Origin of the sequence: Treponema socranskii subsp. buccale (assembly GCF_024181585.1) — a bacterium.
GTDB classification, from domain to species: Bacteria; Spirochaetota; Spirochaetia; order Treponematales; family Treponemataceae; genus Treponema_D; species Treponema_D buccale.
On the sequence record NZ_CP054258.1, the window covers coordinates 1,579,086 to 1,596,131 of the forward strand.

The 17,046-nt window shown below is 46.1% G+C and carries 17 protein-coding genes and 2 tRNA genes; 6 read left to right on the forward strand and 13 right to left on the reverse strand.

What is annotated here, in order from left to right; genetic code table 11:
- Window positions 1-78 precede the first annotated feature (78 nt).
- Window positions 79-2,616, forward strand: coding sequence for a penicillin-binding protein 1A (locus tag HRI97_RS07155; RefSeq protein WP_253724803.1), 2,538 nt, complete (start codon window positions 79-81; stop codon window positions 2,614-2,616).
- Window positions 2,617-2,662: 46 nt separating this feature from the next.
- Here the strand turns inward: HRI97_RS07155 and HRI97_RS07160 are convergent, their stop codons facing one another.
- The 9 genes from HRI97_RS07160 to HRI97_RS07200 all read right to left on the reverse strand — a co-directional run bounded on the left by HRI97_RS07160 (window position 2,663) and on the right by HRI97_RS07200 (window position 11,445).
- Complete coding sequence (locus HRI97_RS07160) at window positions 2,663-3,121, reverse strand: threonine/serine exporter family protein (RefSeq protein ID WP_253724804.1); 459 nt, start codon at window positions 3,119-3,121, stop codon at window positions 2,663-2,665.
- Complete coding sequence (locus HRI97_RS07165) at window positions 3,118-3,903, reverse strand: threonine/serine exporter family protein (protein ID WP_253724806.1); 786 nt, start codon at window positions 3,901-3,903, stop codon at window positions 3,118-3,120. Before HRI97_RS07165 ends, HRI97_RS07160 begins: the two co-directional genes overlap by 4 nt.
- Window positions 3,904-4,029: 126 nt before the next feature.
- Window positions 4,030-5,124 (reverse strand): S-methyl-5-thioribose-1-phosphate isomerase, encoded by a 1,095-nt coding sequence (gene mtnA / locus HRI97_RS07170; protein WP_253724808.1) that lies wholly within the window; start codon window positions 5,122-5,124, stop codon window positions 4,030-4,032.
- 102 nt (window positions 5,125-5,226) lie between these two features.
- The gene (gene mtnK / locus HRI97_RS07175; protein ID WP_253724810.1) at window positions 5,227-6,483 is read right to left on the reverse strand and encodes an S-methyl-5-thioribose kinase; all 1,257 of its coding nucleotides are present in this window, start codon (window positions 6,481-6,483) and stop codon (window positions 5,227-5,229) included.
- Window positions 6,484-6,498: 15 nt separating this feature from the next.
- Window positions 6,499-7,488, reverse strand: coding sequence for an ABC transporter permease (locus HRI97_RS07180; protein WP_253724811.1), 990 nt, complete (start codon window positions 7,486-7,488; stop codon window positions 6,499-6,501).
- Window positions 7,489-7,500: 12 nt separating this feature from the next.
- Entirely contained in the window at window positions 7,501-9,030 is a 1,530-nt protein-coding gene (locus HRI97_RS07185) for a sugar ABC transporter ATP-binding protein (RefSeq protein WP_253724813.1), read from the reverse strand.
- A 131-nt stretch (window positions 9,031-9,161) separates the two neighbouring features.
- Window positions 9,162-10,301: a substrate-binding domain-containing protein gene (locus HRI97_RS07190; RefSeq protein ID WP_253724814.1), complete on the reverse strand. Its 1,140-nt coding sequence runs from the start codon at window positions 10,299-10,301 to the stop codon at window positions 9,162-9,164.
- A gap of 55 nt (window positions 10,302-10,356) precedes the next feature.
- Window positions 10,357-10,794, reverse strand: coding sequence for an L-fucose mutarotase (fucU, locus tag HRI97_RS07195; RefSeq protein WP_253724816.1), 438 nt, complete (start codon window positions 10,792-10,794; stop codon window positions 10,357-10,359).
- Window positions 10,795-10,806: 12 nt separating this feature from the next.
- On the reverse strand, window positions 10,807-11,445 hold the full coding sequence (locus HRI97_RS07200) for a class II aldolase/adducin family protein (RefSeq protein ID WP_253724818.1): 639 nt from the start codon (window positions 11,443-11,445) through the stop codon (window positions 10,807-10,809).
- Window positions 11,446-11,683: 238 nt separating this feature from the next.
- On the opposite strand from HRI97_RS07200, the gene HRI97_RS07205 reads away from it, so the two are divergent.
- Window positions 11,684-12,697, forward strand: coding sequence for a LacI family DNA-binding transcriptional regulator (locus tag HRI97_RS07205; RefSeq protein ID WP_253724819.1), 1,014 nt, complete (start codon window positions 11,684-11,686; stop codon window positions 12,695-12,697).
- A 32-nt stretch (window positions 12,698-12,729) separates the two neighbouring features.
- Here HRI97_RS07205 and HRI97_RS07210 read toward each other — a convergent pair whose 3' ends face one another.
- Genes HRI97_RS07210 through HRI97_RS07220 form a run of 3 tightly spaced genes read right to left on the reverse strand, consistent with a single transcriptional unit; the run spans window position 12,730 to window position 14,546 of the window.
- Window positions 12,730-13,188: a flavodoxin family protein gene (locus HRI97_RS07210; RefSeq protein WP_253724821.1), complete on the reverse strand. Its 459-nt coding sequence runs from the start codon at window positions 13,186-13,188 to the stop codon at window positions 12,730-12,732.
- Between the two features lie 3 nt (window positions 13,189-13,191).
- A complete protein-coding gene (locus tag HRI97_RS07215) occupies window positions 13,192-14,085 on the reverse strand; it encodes a 4Fe-4S binding protein (protein WP_253724822.1) in 894 nt (297 codons plus the stop codon).
- A complete protein-coding gene (locus tag HRI97_RS07220; protein WP_253724823.1) occupies window positions 14,082-14,546 on the reverse strand; it encodes a MarR family winged helix-turn-helix transcriptional regulator in 465 nt (154 codons plus the stop codon). Before HRI97_RS07220 ends, HRI97_RS07215 begins: the two co-directional genes overlap by 4 nt.
- A 314-nt stretch (window positions 14,547-14,860) precedes the next feature.
- On the opposite strand from HRI97_RS07220, the gene HRI97_RS07225 reads away from it, so the two are divergent.
- From HRI97_RS07225 to HRI97_RS07235, 3 genes are all read left to right on the forward strand, one after another.
- Window positions 14,861-14,934 (forward strand) — tRNA-Asp (locus HRI97_RS07225).
- Window positions 14,935-15,004: 70 nt separating this feature from the next.
- Window positions 15,005-15,077: transfer RNA gene (locus HRI97_RS07230), tRNA-Pro, on the forward strand.
- 39 nt (window positions 15,078-15,116) lie between these two features.
- Window positions 15,117-15,260, forward strand: a complete 144-nt coding sequence (locus HRI97_RS07235) for a hypothetical protein (RefSeq protein ID WP_253724824.1) — start codon at window positions 15,117-15,119, stop codon at window positions 15,258-15,260.
- A 76-nt stretch (window positions 15,261-15,336) separates the two neighbouring features.
- On the opposite strand, the gene HRI97_RS07240 is transcribed toward HRI97_RS07235, so the two are convergent.
- A complete protein-coding gene (locus HRI97_RS07240) occupies window positions 15,337-15,714 on the reverse strand; it encodes a hypothetical protein (protein ID WP_253724825.1) in 378 nt (125 codons plus the stop codon).
- A 168-nt stretch (window positions 15,715-15,882) separates the two neighbouring features.
- Between HRI97_RS07240 and HRI97_RS07245 the strand changes: the two genes are divergently transcribed.
- The gene (locus HRI97_RS07245; RefSeq protein ID WP_253724826.1) at window positions 15,883-17,046 is read left to right on the forward strand and encodes a GGDEF domain-containing protein; all 1,164 of its coding nucleotides are present in this window, start codon (window positions 15,883-15,885) and stop codon (window positions 17,044-17,046) included.

Here is a 17,046-nt window from a genome sequence, read left to right on the forward strand (position 1 = left end):
CGATGCATGAATACGGTTCCTTAAAATCGGGTGATTTACAAAATACGCTATTCGAGCTACTATATCATAGTGACGCGTATGATACGAAATACAATTACCGGTTCGATTAAAAAATCGACGATTATAGAAATTGCAGTGCTCGCATTTTTCGCGCTTGCATTCGGGGGCGCGCTCGGTTGGGCATTGTCGGAAACGATCAACATCAAAAATACCGAATACATCACCGAATTCGAAACGGCGCTGCCGACAAGACTGCTCGATATAAACGGTGAACTCATCACGGAGCTCGCATCCGACGAAAAGCGTGAAATCATCAGCTTCGAGCGTCTGCCGCGCCTCGTGATAAATACGCTGTTGACAAGAGAAGATCGCGTATTTTACAAACACCGCGGCTATTCCGCGAAAGCGATCGTGCGTGCGGTGATCGGACAGGCGCTGCATCTGGGTCTCGGCGGCGGTTCGACGTTGACGCAGCAGATCGCGGGAACGCTCTACTGCGACCGCGCCGACAGAAGCATAAAGCGAAAGATCAAAGAGCTGTGGTGGGCGATACAGATGGAGAGGAGGCTTTCGAAAAACGAAATCCTCGAAACCTATCTCAACCGCATCTACTTCGGCGGCGGCACCTACGGCGTTAACGCCGCATCGAAGTATTATTTCGGGCACGATGCGACAAAGATCACACCGGCGGAAGCTGCGATCCTCGTCATCCAGCTGTCGAATCCCGCCTATTACAATCCCTTCGATCATCCGAACAGGGCGATGGATCGTCAGCGCGATGTCCTCGCTTCCATGGTAAATCGGGGATACATCACAAAGGCGGACGCCGACGAATCCTTCGACGAGTACTGGGCGAATTTCGATTACACGAGGACGAGCGCATCGGCATACTTTACGCGCGACGATAAAGCGCCGTGGTTCAGCGAATACGTGCGGCGCGAGCTCGCCAATATGGTCTACGGCTCGGAGGACATTTACACGAGCGGCTTTACCGTCAATACGACGCTCGACCTGTCGCACCAAGAGGCGGCACAAGCGGTCATGGACAAATACATTTCGCAGGCGAATCGAATATGGAGACGGGATCAGGGAAACCGCGGCACAACGACGTTCAGACCCTACGTTCCGCTTTCCGAACTCATCGCACTCACTTTCGGTCTGCCGGGCATAAAGCTTTCGGCCGAGCGCGCACAAAAAACGGCAAACGATGCGTTCGTCGATCAGATCAATCCCGTGCTCGACGCCTGCTCTCTTATGTTCGGCCTTGAAGATTTGAAAATGCAGGTCGTCAACAACGCGACGAAGATTTCTCAAGCGGAAAGCGAACGGACGACGATCGAAGGAACGATGATCGCGATTGAAAACGATACGGGCTATATCACGGCTCTCGTCGGCGGCAGTCAATACGGACAAGGTAATCAATTTATCCGCGCCGTACAGTCGCGCTTTCAGCCGGGTTCCACATTCAAACCGCTCTATTATTCGGCGGCAATCGATTCGAGAAAATTTACGCCCGCTACGATCATCTCCGATACGCCGACCGTCTTTTATAAGTCCGACGGCACGCCGTACATTCCGCAGAATTTCAAAGGCAGGTACAGGGGCAATGTCCAACTGTGGTACGCGCTTGCCGTGTCGCTGAACGTACCGGCGATAAAAATACTCGATACCATCGGATTCGATGCCGCAATCGACCGGTCGGCAAAACTGCTCGGCATCCCGCAAAGCGAATACCGCGAACGCAGCTTTGTTCCCGTTTACCCCTTCGGACTCGGCGTCTGTGACGTGCGGCCGATCGAAATGGCGAGGGCATTTGCCATATTTGCAAACGGCGGAAAAGAAGTCGTACCGATAGCGATCCGCACGGTCGAAGACAGAAACGGAAACGTTATCTTTAATCCCGAACGCGATATCCTTTTGGCGCAGCAACAAAAGGGCAGCGCTGCGCAGATCATTTCGCCGCAAACGGCATACGTTATGACGCAGCTTTTGACGAATACCGTAAGGAGCGGAACGCTCGCGGGGCAAGGAGCAAAGCTTTCTTATAAAACCAAAAGCGGAAAATCGTATGCGATCCCGCTTGCAGGCAAAACGGGAACGACGCAAAACTGGGCGGATGCGTGGACGGTCGCATTCAGTCCGTATTACACGTCGGCGTTTTGGTTCGGCTTCGACAAGCGCGGCAATTCGCTCGGACTCAGCGTGACCGGCGCATCGCTTGCAGGCCCCGCGATGGGCGACTTTATGGGCGCGGTTCACAAAGATCTTCCGTCAAAAGATTTCGCCGCTCCCGCATCCGGCGTTATCCGCGCAACTGTCTGCACCGAAAGCGGACTGCTGCCGACGCCCGAATGCGGAAATCACATAACGACGCAGTGGTTCCTTTCGGGAACCGAGCCGACAGAGTTCTGTACGATCCATTCCGATAAAAACGCAACCGCCGTATTTATCGACCGGCTGCAAAAGGAAATGTACAAATCCGGATTCGGCTATGAGGATGCCTACGACACGTCTCCTCTTGCGATTCCGTCCGACATTTTAGACGGCGGAAGCGGAAAGCAAACGGGAAACGATACCGGCGATACCGGCGCGGATTACAATTATTTTATGGAATGACGGCAGTATTTAAACTCCGAAAATAAAATCGATCAATCGCAATCGTTTATCGATGTATTCTGTGACGCTTGGCGATCGCCGCTCTCACGGTTCTCGCAATCGACGAAGCGATCGCGATACCGAGCGCGATTGCAACGGCTTCTCCGAGCGCGCCGTACCCGTATGAAAGGGATGCGGAAAAATCCCCCTGCACCGCACTCCGCATCATTAAAAACACGCCGCCCCCGGGAACAAGGGGAATGATACCCGGCACGAGGTAGACGGTCGCAGGCCGCTTTACGATCACCGCAAACACTTCCGCTCCCGAGGCAACCGCGCACGAAGCGCAAAAGCAGCCGAACGCTTCGTGTCCGCCGTAGAGCTTACACACACAAAACAAAAACCAGCCGATTCCCGCAAGAAGCGAAGCGATGAGCGCGTCGCGTTTTTCGGCATTGAAGTAGAATGCGCAACAGGCGGCCGCTCCGAACGCCCACACGCTTTCAAGCGCTATCTTCGCCGTCATTGCAATCCCCCTTGTACCGCATGTATCACAAACAAACCCGCCGTACTGCCGACGGAAAGCGCGAGCGCCGTCAAAAGCGCATCGACGAGGCGCGAAGTCCCTGCGACAAAATCGCCTGCAATGCTGTCGCGTATCGAATTGACGAGGGCGAGGCCGGGAACGACTTGCATGAGCACACCGATGATGACGACGGACGGATGCAGGGGAAGCGGCGTGAGGCCGAGTATATCGGTCATAATCGAAGCGGCCGAACCCGCACACAATGAGACGAAAAAATTGTTGACCGCGCCTTTTCCGAGAAGACGCATCGCAGCACGGATGATGCCGCCGATAAGGAGAGCACAAAGAGCGTCGAGCACGGTTCCGCCGAAAAGCAGCGTAAAGAAAAAAGAGCTGAGTGCAGCCGAAGCGACGATAAAAGCGGCCGAATAGTCTTTCGCATCGCCGATATGCGCGATGCGCCGCTCTATGAATGCGGCGTCCGGAACGCGTCTGTGCCGTTCGAGAGAACGCGACAGACTGTTGATCATCGTCAATTTATTGAGATTGATATCGCGCTTGTATATGCGTTTGAAATACGAATAATGCTTCCGATTTTCGTCGAAAAACGAAACCATGACGACCGTCGTCGTTATAAACGAAGACGGCTCGATCGCGCCGAGAGCTGCGGCCGTATGTACGACCGTCTTTTCCGCGCGGTAGGTTTCCCCGCCGTTTTCAAGCACGACCGCTCCCGCGGAGACGGCGATCTGCTGTATGTCATCGACATCGATACGATTCATAGCGCCGATTATAGCAGGGAGCCGGCCGTTTGTATATAAAAAAACGGGCGGCCGTTTACACAGTGAAGCCACTTCTCCGGCACAAACGTTTACGTTTTTGTCAGAATGATAAGGATTCGGTTATTTTTATCGTACAGCTGTGTTACGTGCTTTTTCAGCAAATATTTCTTTTAAGGATTTCGAATACGGCGGTCGTGCAATTCCGTATTCGGTAATAATCCCCGCTATCAGCTTATTGTCGGTAACGTCAAAAGCGGGATTAAATACTTTTATTCCTTCCGGCGCCATTCTTTTTTTGTACCACATTTCCGTCACTTCTTCCGCCGGTCTTTGTTCGATCTTAATGTCGCTTCCCGCAGTTATAGACATATCGATACTGGAAGTCGGAGCACAGATATAAAAAGGTATGTGATAATAATTTGCACAGATGGCGACTACCGAAGTTCCGATTTTATTCGCCGCATCTCCGTTTGCGGCAACCCTGTCACAGCCGGTAAAGACGGCGTTTACCCAACCGTTTTTCATCACCGATGCGGACATATTATCGCAAATAAGCGTTACATCGAGTCCCGACGAATACAGTTCGAATGCCGTAAGACGGGCACCCTGCAAGAGAGGCCGCGTTTCGTCCGCAAAAATGCGGAAGTCGTATCCTTTTTCTTTACCGAGATACATCGGGGCCGTAGCGGTTCCGAATTTCGAAGTCGCCAACTGACCCGCGTTGCAATGAGTCAGCAAACCGTCTCCGGGTTTTACAAGCGTTAACGCATATTCACCTATCTTACGGCAGGTTGCAATATCTTCTTCTTGAATGCGCTTCGCTTCCTGCAAAAGAGACTCCAATATGTTTTTCATCGGCTCGCTTTTATGCTCGACACAAACCGTATTCATGCGCTCTAAAGCCCACGAAAGATTTACCGCCGTCGGACGCGAAGAATTCAAATAATCTTTTATTCGTGAAAATTCTTTATAAAAATCGTCGTAGTTTGAAGCGCCGATATTTTTCACAAGAATATAGAGTCCGTATGCGGCGGCAACGCCTATAGCAGGGGCGCCGCGAACTTGCAGCAGGTATATCGCATCCCATATTTCCTTCGCTGTCTTTAAATGCAGAATTTCGATTTCGCAGGGCAGTTTCGTCTGATCGATTATAACCAATTCGTTTTTTTCTTCATCGAAACGAACCGTATCATAATCCATAATCGATTTTATATTACTCATTTTATTGAACCTCCCGATCGATCTTTTTTTATTCGTGCGGAGGGTTTAATACCCCGACGCTCTGCGTCGTAACAAAGGATATTAAAGCCGACCGCAACCACCTTATGAGAACAACATACCCCGATGCTCTGCGTCGGGGTTGTTGATTGCAGCTTTTATCGCCGTTACATAATCATTACCGCACTTGAATTGCATTCTGTTTTTTATACAATCTTTTGCCAAAACAATAATAATTCTCTCCGCACGCACGCGCTTGTTTTCTTCTGAAATCGAAGTGATATCTTTTACATTCGCCATCCCGACGGTACGCCGGATCAATTCAAGCCCCGTACATCCCGCCGTATCTTCCAGTATCGAATTAAGATAGTAGTCGAGGAAACCCGGCGTTTTCGCCATACTATCCGTAACTTTTTCGGCATAGGCTTTTTTGAATTTCGCGGTAAACATATCAACGATGTCTCGTATGCTCTCGATCGTCCAGTCGCAAAATTCGTCCTTTTCCGATTTATCGGCGATCGTCGCATCTCCGTTGCACCACGCAAAGAACATATTCGCCAGTACATTTCCGACGTCGTATCCGATCGGTCCGTAAAAGGCGAATTCGGGATCAAAGACAAATAAATGTTCTTGATTTATAAATATGGATCCGGTATGCAGATCGCCGTGAATCAACGCTTGCGCGTCGTTCATAAATCGAAATTTTAATTTTGCAGCTTCAAGACGCAAAGCCGTATCGTTATAGATTTCTTTTTGTATAAATGCTTCGTTCGGTTTAAAAAGATTGTTCCTGTGATTATAATCCACATACGGTTCGCTGTATACGAGATCTTCGGTGATTTCGCAGAGATCGGGATTGATAAATTTTTTTACCATCTCCTTTTTTTGCTTATGATTCATAACCAAATCGGTCGACGACAAAAGCGTATCGACAAGAAACGAAGATATCTGATCGGCAAATTTCGGATATACGGTATGCTGCATCAAAGCCGTGCGCATCATAGTATGATTGATCATATCTTCCATAACAAACGCACACATAACCCCGTCATACAGATATACTTTCGGCACCATGCCGGGTGCGGCTTCTCCCTGCAGTTTTAAAATATCGAATTCGATACGTCCTCTGTCCGTAGATATTTTTATGTCTTTTGAAATACGAAGCTCAAGTCCCGCCTGTTTAATTATTATGGACTTTCCGGTTACGGGGTTAATCAATCTGAAGACGTAATTCAAATTGCCGTCTCCGATTTCCTTGCATTCCAATTTTTCATCGGCGGAAAAATAATCCGGAATTTTTTCTCTGATATAGCCTTCGACATCCTCTGTTTTCAATAAAAAATACGTATCGTAGCGTGACATATATACCTCCCGAATTTAATTTTCTTTTTTATTGGCATACGCAGCGATCAAAGCCAAGGTAAGAACGGCACCTTTTACCGCCGGCAATGAATAATAAGGAACCGAACACATCATAAGCCCGTTTTCAAGCAGTGAAACGAGCCCCGCTCCTATCAAGGTACCTATGGCATTGGGTTTTTCGGCTCCTCCTACGGAGCGTCCGACAAAGACCGCGGCAAGCGACGGCATGAGATAATTATCGCTGCCCGTTATCTGCGCTGCCGAGTCGCGGGAACATACTACGATGGCACCTATCGCGATAAATACTGCAGTCGACATACCGGCGATAAATCTGTATTTATTGATATCTATGCCGGACAGTTTTGCTGCGGTTTTATTTCCTCCCATCGCATAAAGATAACGCCCGTGTTTTGTGTAATTCAAAAATATATATGCGACGAGCACGCAAGCAAGCATTATGATAATAATTGAAGGAGCCTGCCCTATGTTCATAAACGCTTCTGAAAGCGTTCTTCGTACAGGCGCATTCCCGTTAGGAAGGCTCATTCCGGCGGAAACGGCTCCTCCTCCCGTATACCACAATCCGAGTCCCTGATGGATAAACATCAAAGCGCACGTAGCGAGCATATCGGGGATTTTGCAAACTAAAATAAGGAACATAGTAAGCAAATAAAAAACCGCCGTAAAAAGGATGCAGATAATTACAGACATACCTAAGGAAATACCGTACCACAGATACATCGAAACAAAGATGTAACCGCTGAAGCTCGCTAAAGTACAGGCGCTCATATCGAACCCGTCGCAAGCCATCGTCATAGTCGCAGCTATGGCAAAGATGGTGGTAATGGCCATCGAACGCAAAATGTTAATAAGATTTGCAGAAGAAAAAAAAGCCCGTCCCAATCTTGCCGTAAACAATATGACACACAAAAACAAGGCGATTATGGCAGCCCAATCCAATAAAAAATTTACCAGCTTTTTATTATCGATCGTAACGCTTTTCATAGAATATCCCCTTTACTTTTGTCCGTATGTATCTTGTGAACCGACGGCGTAATACATAATTTCCTTATCCGAAGTTTCTGCCGTTTTTAATTCGGCGGCGATCTCTCCCCCGCACATAACGTATATTCTGTCCGTGATCGACAAAAGTTCGGAATTTTCACAGGTCGCATAGATAACGCAGTTGTTTTGCTCCGCGATGGTATTTATAAGTTTGAAGATTTCCTGTTTCGCGCCGACATCTATGCCTTTTGTCGGTTCATCGAAAATATAGACGCCGGCGTCGGATGAAAGCCATTTACCCACGACGACTTTTTGCTGATTTCCTCCGGACAAAAACAGCACTTTTTGATAGGCCGACGACGTTTTTATGGAAAGCAAATCTATAAATTTTTTTGCATTCAGAGTTATAAGTTTTTTAAGTATAAAAGAAAACCTGCAAAATGTTTCCAAATTTGCGGCCGATAAATTGAAATGCACGGATTCGTTTATCAACACCCCTTCTTTTCGTCGCTCTTCGGGTACAAGTGCGATATTGTACTTAACGGCGTCGGACGGGTTGCGTATCTTTAAATACTTGCCGTTATACATAATCGTTCCCGATTTCTTTTTCAACGCGCCGAATATCGTTTTGCACAATTCCGACTTTCCCGCACCGACAAGCCCCGCAATGCCGATAATTTCACCTTTGCGTATATATAACGACACATTTTTGATTTTATTTTCTTTTTCGGTAAGGTCGTTTACGATAAAAGCTTTATCGCCTACATTTCTTTTTGGTACACGATACTCTTCTTCAAACGGACGACCGAGCATTTCTTCAATAACGCTCTTTGTCGATGTTTGACTCGTTACCGGCCGGTCTGCAACTATTTCGCCGTTCCGCATCACCGTGTATTTTGTGCATATTTGCAGGATTTCGTTTATCCTATGACTGATAAAAACGACTGCAATATTTTCCTGCCGGACAAGATTGCGTACTGTCACAAATAAGTCTTCCGTTTCCGTCGTGCTCAAAGGAGCGGTAGGTTCGTCCAGCAGCAAAAACTTACACGAACTTTGAATTGCGCGCGCTATTAAAACCATCTGCTTTTGCGCCAAGCTGAGCGTTTGTACTTGTCTTCTTACGTCGAGATCTATTTTCAAACGATTCAGTATATCTTTCGCGGATTTATTAATCGCACTCCAATTGATAAACTGCCTATGATGCATATTCATGATCATGTCGTTTAACATGATATTTTCCGCGACGGATAAAGAATTTATCAAAGCAGTATCGACTTCCTGATACACTATCTGTATGCCGAATTTTTTAGCGGCGGCGGGAGAACGTATTTCTATTTTTTTATTGTTGAGAAAAATATCTCCCGTGTACGTAGGTTTTGCACCGGCAAGCACTTTCATAAGCGATGATTTTCCGGCACCGTTTGCGCCGACGAGCGCGTGTATTTCTCCCGTCAAAATTGAAAAATTCACGTGAGAGAGCGCCGTTACATCGGGAAATACTAAAGATATATCTTTCGCTTCCAAAACCGTATCGTTCATGAGAGATTCCTCTAGCGTGTCCGTGATCGGCGCTGCTCTTTGTACCGGAGTTATACTTTTCGTTTTACGAATCCGAAGGACAGCGCACGATTCTTTTTGCCAATTATCCGATAAATCGGCAGACGACCGATTCAATAGCCGATGGCTTTTACGAGCCAATCGCTGGTCGACAGATTTTTGACGGCACCGTATGACTTGGGCGCCACATCATATAGATTTTCCAACGTAGTATTCGGCTTCAAATCCGATTGCTTGATAACGGAACAGGGCATTTCCCACCATGCAGTTTGCTTTCCCGTTACCGGATCTACGATTTTGTCGTAATCGTTATTCATTTCAAGCGCCAACAATCGAATTCCCTGTTCTCCGTTTGCTTTGAAATCGGTACACGCGCATGCTTTCCAGACGGATTTTTTTGCCTGCATATATTGAATATCCGTATTGGAAATATCGACGGACACCATCGGTATGTTCATTCCCGATTCCATGATCGCTTTGTATACGCCCCGTCCGTATGCATCGTAAGTTACCCAAATCGCATCGATATCGCCCGCTTTATATTTTGCCAACGTCGAAGCGGTTACGCTGGTCATCGACGATTCGGCATTGTTCAAATCGGTCGGTCCGACGGTTTCTACCGTTTTAATCTTTCCGGTTTTTTCGAATGCGGCATAGCCGACTTCGCGTCTGTCAAAGGGACTTATATAATTGGGGCCGACCCAGACTTTTAATACTTTTATGGGTTCTTTTTTTGCGACCTTGTCAGGATACAGATCATCGCATATAAAATCGAGCAATGCCGTCGCAAATCCCGCATCGTCTTGGAAAAACTGCGTCACACCCGGTATCGTCTTTACGTTTCCGCTCGTATCTCGGAATTGCGTGTCAAATGTTACGATTTTCAATTTCGGATACTGTTTTAACACTTTCGTTAAAAACGTATACGAATAATTTTGTCCGCCGTGCGATACGAACAATCCGTCATAACCCTTTGCAGCGCATACATTTATATAATCCTGCCATGTCGAATCATTGCCGTTTGAAAAATACACGTCGCAGGTCATTCCGAGCGCTTTCGCCGTTTTGACACATTGATTGGCACAGAGCTGAAAAATATCGCTGGATGCAAGATTCAAAATATAGGCAACCTTTTTTCCGGCGACGGGAGATGCTTTTTCCCCGGCTGCAGCAGCATTTTCCCCTTGTCCCATGGCAAAAATCATCGCATGGAGCAAAACAAGCGACATACAAACCGTTATAAACTTTTTCATCACAAACCTCCTATTTGCTTGATGAATAATCGAATACCTTTATTCCTTATGTTGTTCATTCTGCAGCAAGCGGTACTCCCTTTTTCAGTATGATACAGCCGTATTTAACACATGAACTCGACATGACCACCGCGTAAGCATTTTTCGAACGTTCGTAAAATGCTTCGCGGGAAATTTTGGTAAGGTCGGGCGCTTCTGCACGAAGACTTTTGATTATCGCCATAAAGCTTTTTTCGATTTCAGGATCGGCGGTATCTCCTTCGACAGGGGCCATCATCACGACAGAATCTTTTACAAAAGTATCAAGCGTGATCAGGGGTAATATTCCTTCCAACAACTCCGGAATCGTTATGCCGTCGGCTCTTATACATCTTTTTCCCATCGTATGTCCGGGATAGTATGCATCCGCCAAAACCAATTCGTCTCCGTGCCCCATCTGTGCCAAAGTCTTCAACAGCTCCGGTCCGATGCAAGGTTTTATTCCCACTAACATGCGAAACTCCTTTCAGCGTAATTTAAAAACGTCCGTTATCTCTTTGCACTGAGATTCCGTCATTATGTGACTGTTATCGATAAAACGCCTCAATATTGTCATTTGAGCCAAGCGTTCCATCAAGTCTATACCGTCAAACGCGTGCAACAAATCTTTGGCGGCACATAATGCTCCGTGATTTTCCAAAAGGACGGCAGTGTTATGTACAACCGCTTCCGATACCGCATCCGCCAATTCTTTTGACCCCATGATAAAATACGGGACATTCACTATTTCACCTAAAATAAAATACGTTTCCGCAATGAGGCGGGAATCAAGTACGCACGGCTGTGCCGTAGCAAAAGCGCTCGCAAAAACGGGATGCGCATGGACGACGGCATGTAAATCAGGCCGTTTGAGTAAAATTTGCCGATGCATTTCGCTTTCAATGCTTAGTTTTAACTCGGGAGAGAGGTTCGTACCGTCGAATTTTACAACCGCGATAGATTCGGCGGTCAAACTGCCTTTATCGAGGGAAGACGGCGTTATGCAAAATTCGTCATCGCTGACACGCAGGCTTATATTTCCGCCGCTTGCGGTCGTCAATTGCCGGTCGTACAAACGTTTCATAAAGTTTGCTACTGCAACTCTTTCTTTATAAAATCTCTTCATATGCATTTCCACTTAATATACAATTTATTTTACTAAAAATATTGTATATATTTTACTTAACATTAACTAACTGTAACACGGGAATTCCCATCTGTCAACATTTTTTTTATGTTTTTCAACGTATTTTACTCATTTATCCGCTTACTGCATACGGAGAGTACGATAAATCGCATAGTATACACAATTTAACACGCAGTTTACATATAATTGACAACTTAATGATTTTAAATTATAATAAATGAATACGCTTATGACCGTCAAAGAATTGGCAAAGTTGGCAAACGTCTCCACTGCAACGATTTCCCTCGTCTTGAATGAAAAGGAAGGGGTAAGCGATAAAAAACGGCGTGAAATAGAAAAGCTCATAGCAAAAACCGGCTATAAGCTGCGTCATACCCCGACAAAAAAAAAGAATAAAAGTTTGTGTTTTTTGAAAGTTGTCAAATCGGGATATTTTGTCGAACAAAATGCTGGTTTCGTTTCGAAAATCATGGACAGCGTACAAACCGAATGCAGCAATTTCGGCTACAATTTAAATATCGTCGTCGCAGGAAACGATCTTTCAAAGGCGCTTGCGGAAATAAACGGAGGAAATTACGACGGCGTTTTCGTCATAGGAACCGAACTCGACCGAGACGATTTCAAGTACTTGGACATCCTCACGCTGCCCTACATCGTCATCGACAATTCAATGCCCGTGTACCAATGCAATTCCATCACTATGAATAACGAAGAAATGGTATACACCGTATTAAAACACCTTGCGCTATGCAACGACCCCGACTTCGGCTATCTGCACGGCCTGCCTGAAGCGGTTAATTTCATAGAAAGAAAAAATGCCGTCTTTACCTATGCAAAAGAATTCAATTTCGATTTTAACGGCGACAAAATGTTTTTGATAGACGCAAACGTCAGCGGCAGTTATGAATCGATGCTCAAAATAATCCGCAGCGGCAAACGGATCCCTCGTATTTTATTTGCGGATAACGATATCGTTGCGATCGGTGCAATGAAAGCGTTGCTGGAATCCGGCTATAAAATTCCGGACGATATAAAAATTGCGGGTTTCGATGACATATATCTATCTTCCATAGCTTCGGTTCCGCTGACAACGATGCACGTACAGCGTAAAATGATCGGAGAAATTGCTGCGCAAACGTTAATAAATCATATCAGTAACCGATTTAAAAGTTATTCGAAAATTAAAATCGGCGGCACGCTCAAAATCAGAAAAACGACTTCCCTGCTTTAATAAATTTCGGAAACACTTGATATTTTAATAATTTACATCGCTAAAATATCGTTTTCGAAAAATGCGATCGCATCTCTGAAATCGGCTTCGTTCGGCCTGCCCTTATTCAATCCGCCGATAAGCTTAAAAGGACCGTAGGTATCGAAACCTTTGCAGGAAAATATACCCAAGCAGATTTTGCCGCTTTTCTCCGTTTTAGCCCGAAGTGCATTTTCATACCCTGACCTGCCCGCTCCCGACGTATAGATAAAAAACAATTTTTTTACATCGCTTTTAATCGCCTGTTCGAGCACGGCCGAAACGGACGGAGAAAACTTTCCGTAATAAATTCCCGACGCAAATCCCAGTACGTCATAGCGGGAAAAAAATTCCGGAGTGCAATCTGCCGCTTTAACAAGAGCCGTATCCGCATATTTTTCTTTGATTTTCAAAAGCAGCTTTTCCGTATTTCCCTTGTGCGGAGAATCGTACACAATGCCAATTTCATTCATAATTCAAACCTCCCGTATATACGCGTATTCGTCAGGATATACGGCCGAGAGCGGACTTTCCAAAACGACCTCGCCGTCACGCAATCGCTTTTTTGCAAGCTTACGGTAGTCGAAAACGATCGCATCGCTTGCGCAGTTGTAAAAACACTCTCCGCACAAAATGCAATTTTTTTGATTTTTCACCGACACGATTCCGTCCGTAAAAACAAAATTGTTAACGGGGCACACCTCTATACATCTTTTACATGCGCGGCACTTTTCGTATACGATCGACACGGTTTTGAATTTCGCATGAATTTTTTCCTGTGAAAGCATTTTCAATATAAAACGCATGGGCATTTTAGTGTATGCAAAAGACGCGCTGTTATCCCGTATCGATTCCGGGTCGGCACACAGATCGACGACTTTGTTTACGGCGCCGTCTATTACACAACGCTCCGCATCGCCCGGCCGGTCTTCCAATATTTTTGTGCGAAAACTTCTGCTCAGCGTATGAAACGAAGCGATTTTTATGCCCAAAACCGGCACGTAGTTTTTTCGTTTCAATGCGCGTCCCATCTCTTCCAACGCGACAAACGAATGCGCTCCTCCGTAACTTATAAACGGCACGGCAATTTTCGACCGCTTTTCGTCCGGAGGCGGGAGCATCGCGATCGTACGCAATATCGTGTGTTCCGCATGACCGGCATATACCGGAGCGCCGATAAAAAGAGCGTCGAACGCGCCCGCTTTCGCCGCGAGATTTTCGTTTCCGGCCGGAGAGAACAACAGAGTATCGTCTTTTGTCAGGTCGATGATATCGGCCGCACCTCCCCTCGCTTCGATGCTTTTTCGGATCATCCGTGCGGCGGCGAGCGTATGTCCCGCAGGACTGAATACGATTACGACGGCTTTCATACGATATCCTCCGTTGTATCGAAATCGGGTATGGTTTCGTTTACCAATTCCGCTAAGCGCACTATCGCCGAAAATTCTTTTTTCGAAAGCGAACTTAAATACGCCGTAATTTTTTTATTAAAACCGTCGTGAAATTTTTCGTGGTTTTTATACGCACGCACTCCTTCTTTTGTCAATGTAATATAGACGGCTTTTTTATTCCCCTCTTTTTTATATTTTTTTATCAATTTTTTTTTCAGCAATTTATCGGAAACCTGCGTTACCGCACCGTTTGTAATGCCGAGTTTTTCCGAAAGCTCCGATGCGCTGTATCCGTCCGACAAACCTATCGCCTCTATAAAATGTATTTCACTCTGATAAAGCAGGTGAGCGGTGCCGAAGCGCTTCGGTTTTTTATCGTTGGCATTGATCCGGTATTGAATCTTCGCCGTAAGCTTCATAAAGCTTTGTATGTCGTTCATCGTGCCGTCCGTTTTTATGACCTTTCGTCAGTATATTTTAGCTACTAAAATAAATATACACCCATCGCTGCCTTTTGTCAATATGTTTTAGCAACTAAAAAACAGCAATCTGCAACGCACTGAAAACGATAATTTGAAATATTTTTTTGATGATCGCTCCCTATCGGAGGCCGCTTGAAACTCACGCCGCAACGATTTTGTTTACAAAGGCTTTTAAAAATCGTCCGCACTTTTTCGCGGCATATATTTTTTCTACAATATTTTTTCGCGATACTTGACATAAAAAATAAAAATATGCTATAGTGTACAACCACGGGGGCGTAGCGAAGCTGGTTATCGCGCTGGCCTGTCACGCCGGAGACCACGGGTTCGAGCCCCGTCGCTCCCGTAACAAGGAAGCTGTTCAAAACTTCAGTTTTTGAACAGCCCTATTTTTTTACGCCGGAAAAACCGACGAACGGGCAATAGCGCAGTTGGTAGCGCGCTTGGTTCGGGACCAAGAGGTCGGCGGTTCAAATCCGCCTTGCCCGACTGCTGATTCCTTGCCATATAAACATTTATGTAAAAACGATGAATTCCATCGAATCGCAAGTCGATCTTATCAATTCGGCGACGCAGGAATCCCTTGAAATCGCGGCAAAACATAAAGATTCGATCGACAGCCTCGTCACGGAAGTCGGCAGGTTTAAAACGCAGACGGCGGAAAACGATTAAAACCGTTTTTCAAACCGAACTCAAATACCGTGCGCTCCGATTTTGCGGCCTTTTACCGCGGATTCGAAGCGCATAATTATGTTTCAAGCCAATTTTTTATTATTTTCGCAACCGCATCGGGATCCGTTTTTGCCATATGCGCGATGTCGCCGGAACTTCGTACTGCGCCCGTCTTCCCCGCTCCTTTCCGCGGTGCGATAAAAATCCCCTTTGCCGCGCCGTAGTCGAGCGCTTCCTGTAAAACCGCATTTTCACGCAAAACCTGCCGCTCGTCGCGGGGATTGTATTGCCCGAGCCGCTTGAACGCGGAAACAAGCATTTTCCGCTCGGAATCGGAAAGATGCAGGCACGCGAAAACGGCGCTGCTCGCATCACGGTCAAGTTCGCCGAGCAAAATCACCGCTTTTTGCAATCCCGATATATGCGGCATCGCCGTTTTTATAAAATCGTTCATACAGACCTCAAAAAATCGCACGGCATCGATTGCCGTTTTCTTTACTATACTGTAGCGAAAATTATTTAAAAAAGATAGTACATTTTTTATTTTTATAGTATAATCATAAAAATTTTATCGCAAAAAATAATTTTGCCGTTCTATGGAGTACACGAAAGGGAGGGGTTTGTGTTATTCACATATGTCGTTTCATATTTTTGTGTAGTCGTAATATGCCTTGCCATAGCGGTCGTCATCGCAACGAAACTTACAAGCGATGTCGGAAGCGAATCGGAAATGCGCGCATTCAGAGGCGTCATTTCGGGCTATGCCGTTTTTTTAATAACGAACGGCGTATTGATATGGTGCAATCACGGCTATCTTCCCTCTTCGTGGGACAATGCGCTGAGCATTATGAATATAATCGCGATCGGCGTGTGCGCTTTTTTTCGGTTTCAATATACCGAACTGAGACTACAGTCGCCGTTATGGCAATTGAAATATTTCCATTATCTGTCACCCTTACCGATGTGCATCATCATCATCCTTGCCCTTCCGTCATCTTTTACGGGACGGCTTTTTTACTATAACGCAGACGGCAAATACGTTCACGGTTCGCTTTATTCTCTTCAACTCGTTTTCGACATTTTCTATCTTCTGTTCGTCTCCGTTCATACCCTTATCGTATGGCGGCGGACAAAAATTGCAACGAAGAAAAAAGAATATTTTACGCTCATCGTCTTTTTATTTTGCCCGCTCGCTGCAGGCATTGTCGATAAAATAATTCCAGATTTACCGGTTTTGGAAATGGCGATGCTCTTTGCCGTTTTTATCGTTTTTTCAAATCTTCAGGAATCGCAGATTTACAGAGATGCGCTCACCGGATTAAACAACAGACGACTCGCCGACGAAAGGCTTTTAAATAAACTTACATCGGTTTCCGAGCTCCGCCCGCTGTATTTTTTTATTGCGGATATAAACAGCTTTAAACACATCAATGATACGTACGGGCACTTGGAAGGCGACAGAGCGCTCAAAATCATTGCCGAAACATTTCAGGAAATCGGACGTACGTATCACAGCTTTATCGCCCGATGGGGCGGCGATGAATTTATCATAATCGTCGAAGCGCAATACATAGGAGATCCCGACTCGTTCGTAAAGACGATTAGAAATACGCTCGCAGAAAAATCGAAAAAGAGCAATCTGCCGTACACGCTGACGCTCAGTATCGGATATGCGCTGTGTACGGCAGCCGACACACCTCCGGCTTCTCTCATCGCCGGAGCCGACGGTATGCTGTACCGAGATAAAAATGCGTATTATCGTACGCGAAAACAGTTCAGACGATAA

What these genes read in the sequence shown, in the direction of transcription:
- HRI97_RS07155 (WP_253724803.1), top strand. Translation starts at nt 79, where the DNA reads ATGATACGAAATACAATTACCGGTTCGATTAAAAAATCGACGATTATA.
- HRI97_RS07160 (WP_253724804.1), bottom strand. Translation starts at nt 3,121, where the DNA reads ATGACGGCGAAGATAGCGCTTGAAAGCGTGTGGGCGTTCGGAGCGGCC.
- HRI97_RS07165 (WP_253724806.1), bottom strand. Translation starts at nt 3,903, where the DNA reads ATGAATCGTATCGATGTCGATGACATACAGCAGATCGCCGTCTCCGCG.
- mtnA (WP_253724808.1), bottom strand. Translation starts at nt 5,124, where the DNA reads ATGAGTAATATAAAATCGATTATGGATTATGATACGGTTCGTTTCGAT.
- mtnK (WP_253724810.1), bottom strand. Translation starts at nt 6,483, where the DNA reads ATGTCACGCTACGATACGTATTTTTTATTGAAAACAGAGGATGTCGAA.
- HRI97_RS07180 (WP_253724811.1), bottom strand. Translation starts at nt 7,488, where the DNA reads ATGAAAAGCGTTACGATCGATAATAAAAAGCTGGTAAATTTTTTATTG.
- HRI97_RS07185 (WP_253724813.1), bottom strand. Translation starts at nt 9,030, where the DNA reads ATGAACGATACGGTTTTGGAAGCGAAAGATATATCTTTAGTATTTCCC.
- HRI97_RS07190 (WP_253724814.1), bottom strand. Translation starts at nt 10,301, where the DNA reads ATGAAAAAGTTTATAACGGTTTGTATGTCGCTTGTTTTGCTCCATGCG.
- fucU (WP_253724816.1), bottom strand. Translation starts at nt 10,794, where the DNA reads ATGTTAGTGGGAATAAAACCTTGCATCGGACCGGAGCTGTTGAAGACT.
- HRI97_RS07200 (WP_253724818.1), bottom strand. Translation starts at nt 11,445, where the DNA reads ATGAAGAGATTTTATAAAGAAAGAGTTGCAGTAGCAAACTTTATGAAA.
- HRI97_RS07205 (WP_253724819.1), top strand. Translation starts at nt 11,684, where the DNA reads ATGAATACGCTTATGACCGTCAAAGAATTGGCAAAGTTGGCAAACGTC.
- HRI97_RS07210 (WP_253724821.1), bottom strand. Translation starts at nt 13,188, where the DNA reads ATGAATGAAATTGGCATTGTGTACGATTCTCCGCACAAGGGAAATACG.
- HRI97_RS07215 (WP_253724822.1), bottom strand. Translation starts at nt 14,085, where the DNA reads ATGAAAGCCGTCGTAATCGTATTCAGTCCTGCGGGACATACGCTCGCC.
- HRI97_RS07220 (WP_253724823.1), bottom strand. Translation starts at nt 14,546, where the DNA reads ATGAACGACATACAAAGCTTTATGAAGCTTACGGCGAAGATTCAATAC.
- HRI97_RS07235 (WP_253724824.1), top strand. Translation starts at nt 15,117, where the DNA reads ATGAATTCCATCGAATCGCAAGTCGATCTTATCAATTCGGCGACGCAG.
- HRI97_RS07240 (WP_253724825.1), bottom strand. Translation starts at nt 15,714, where the DNA reads ATGAACGATTTTATAAAAACGGCGATGCCGCATATATCGGGATTGCAA.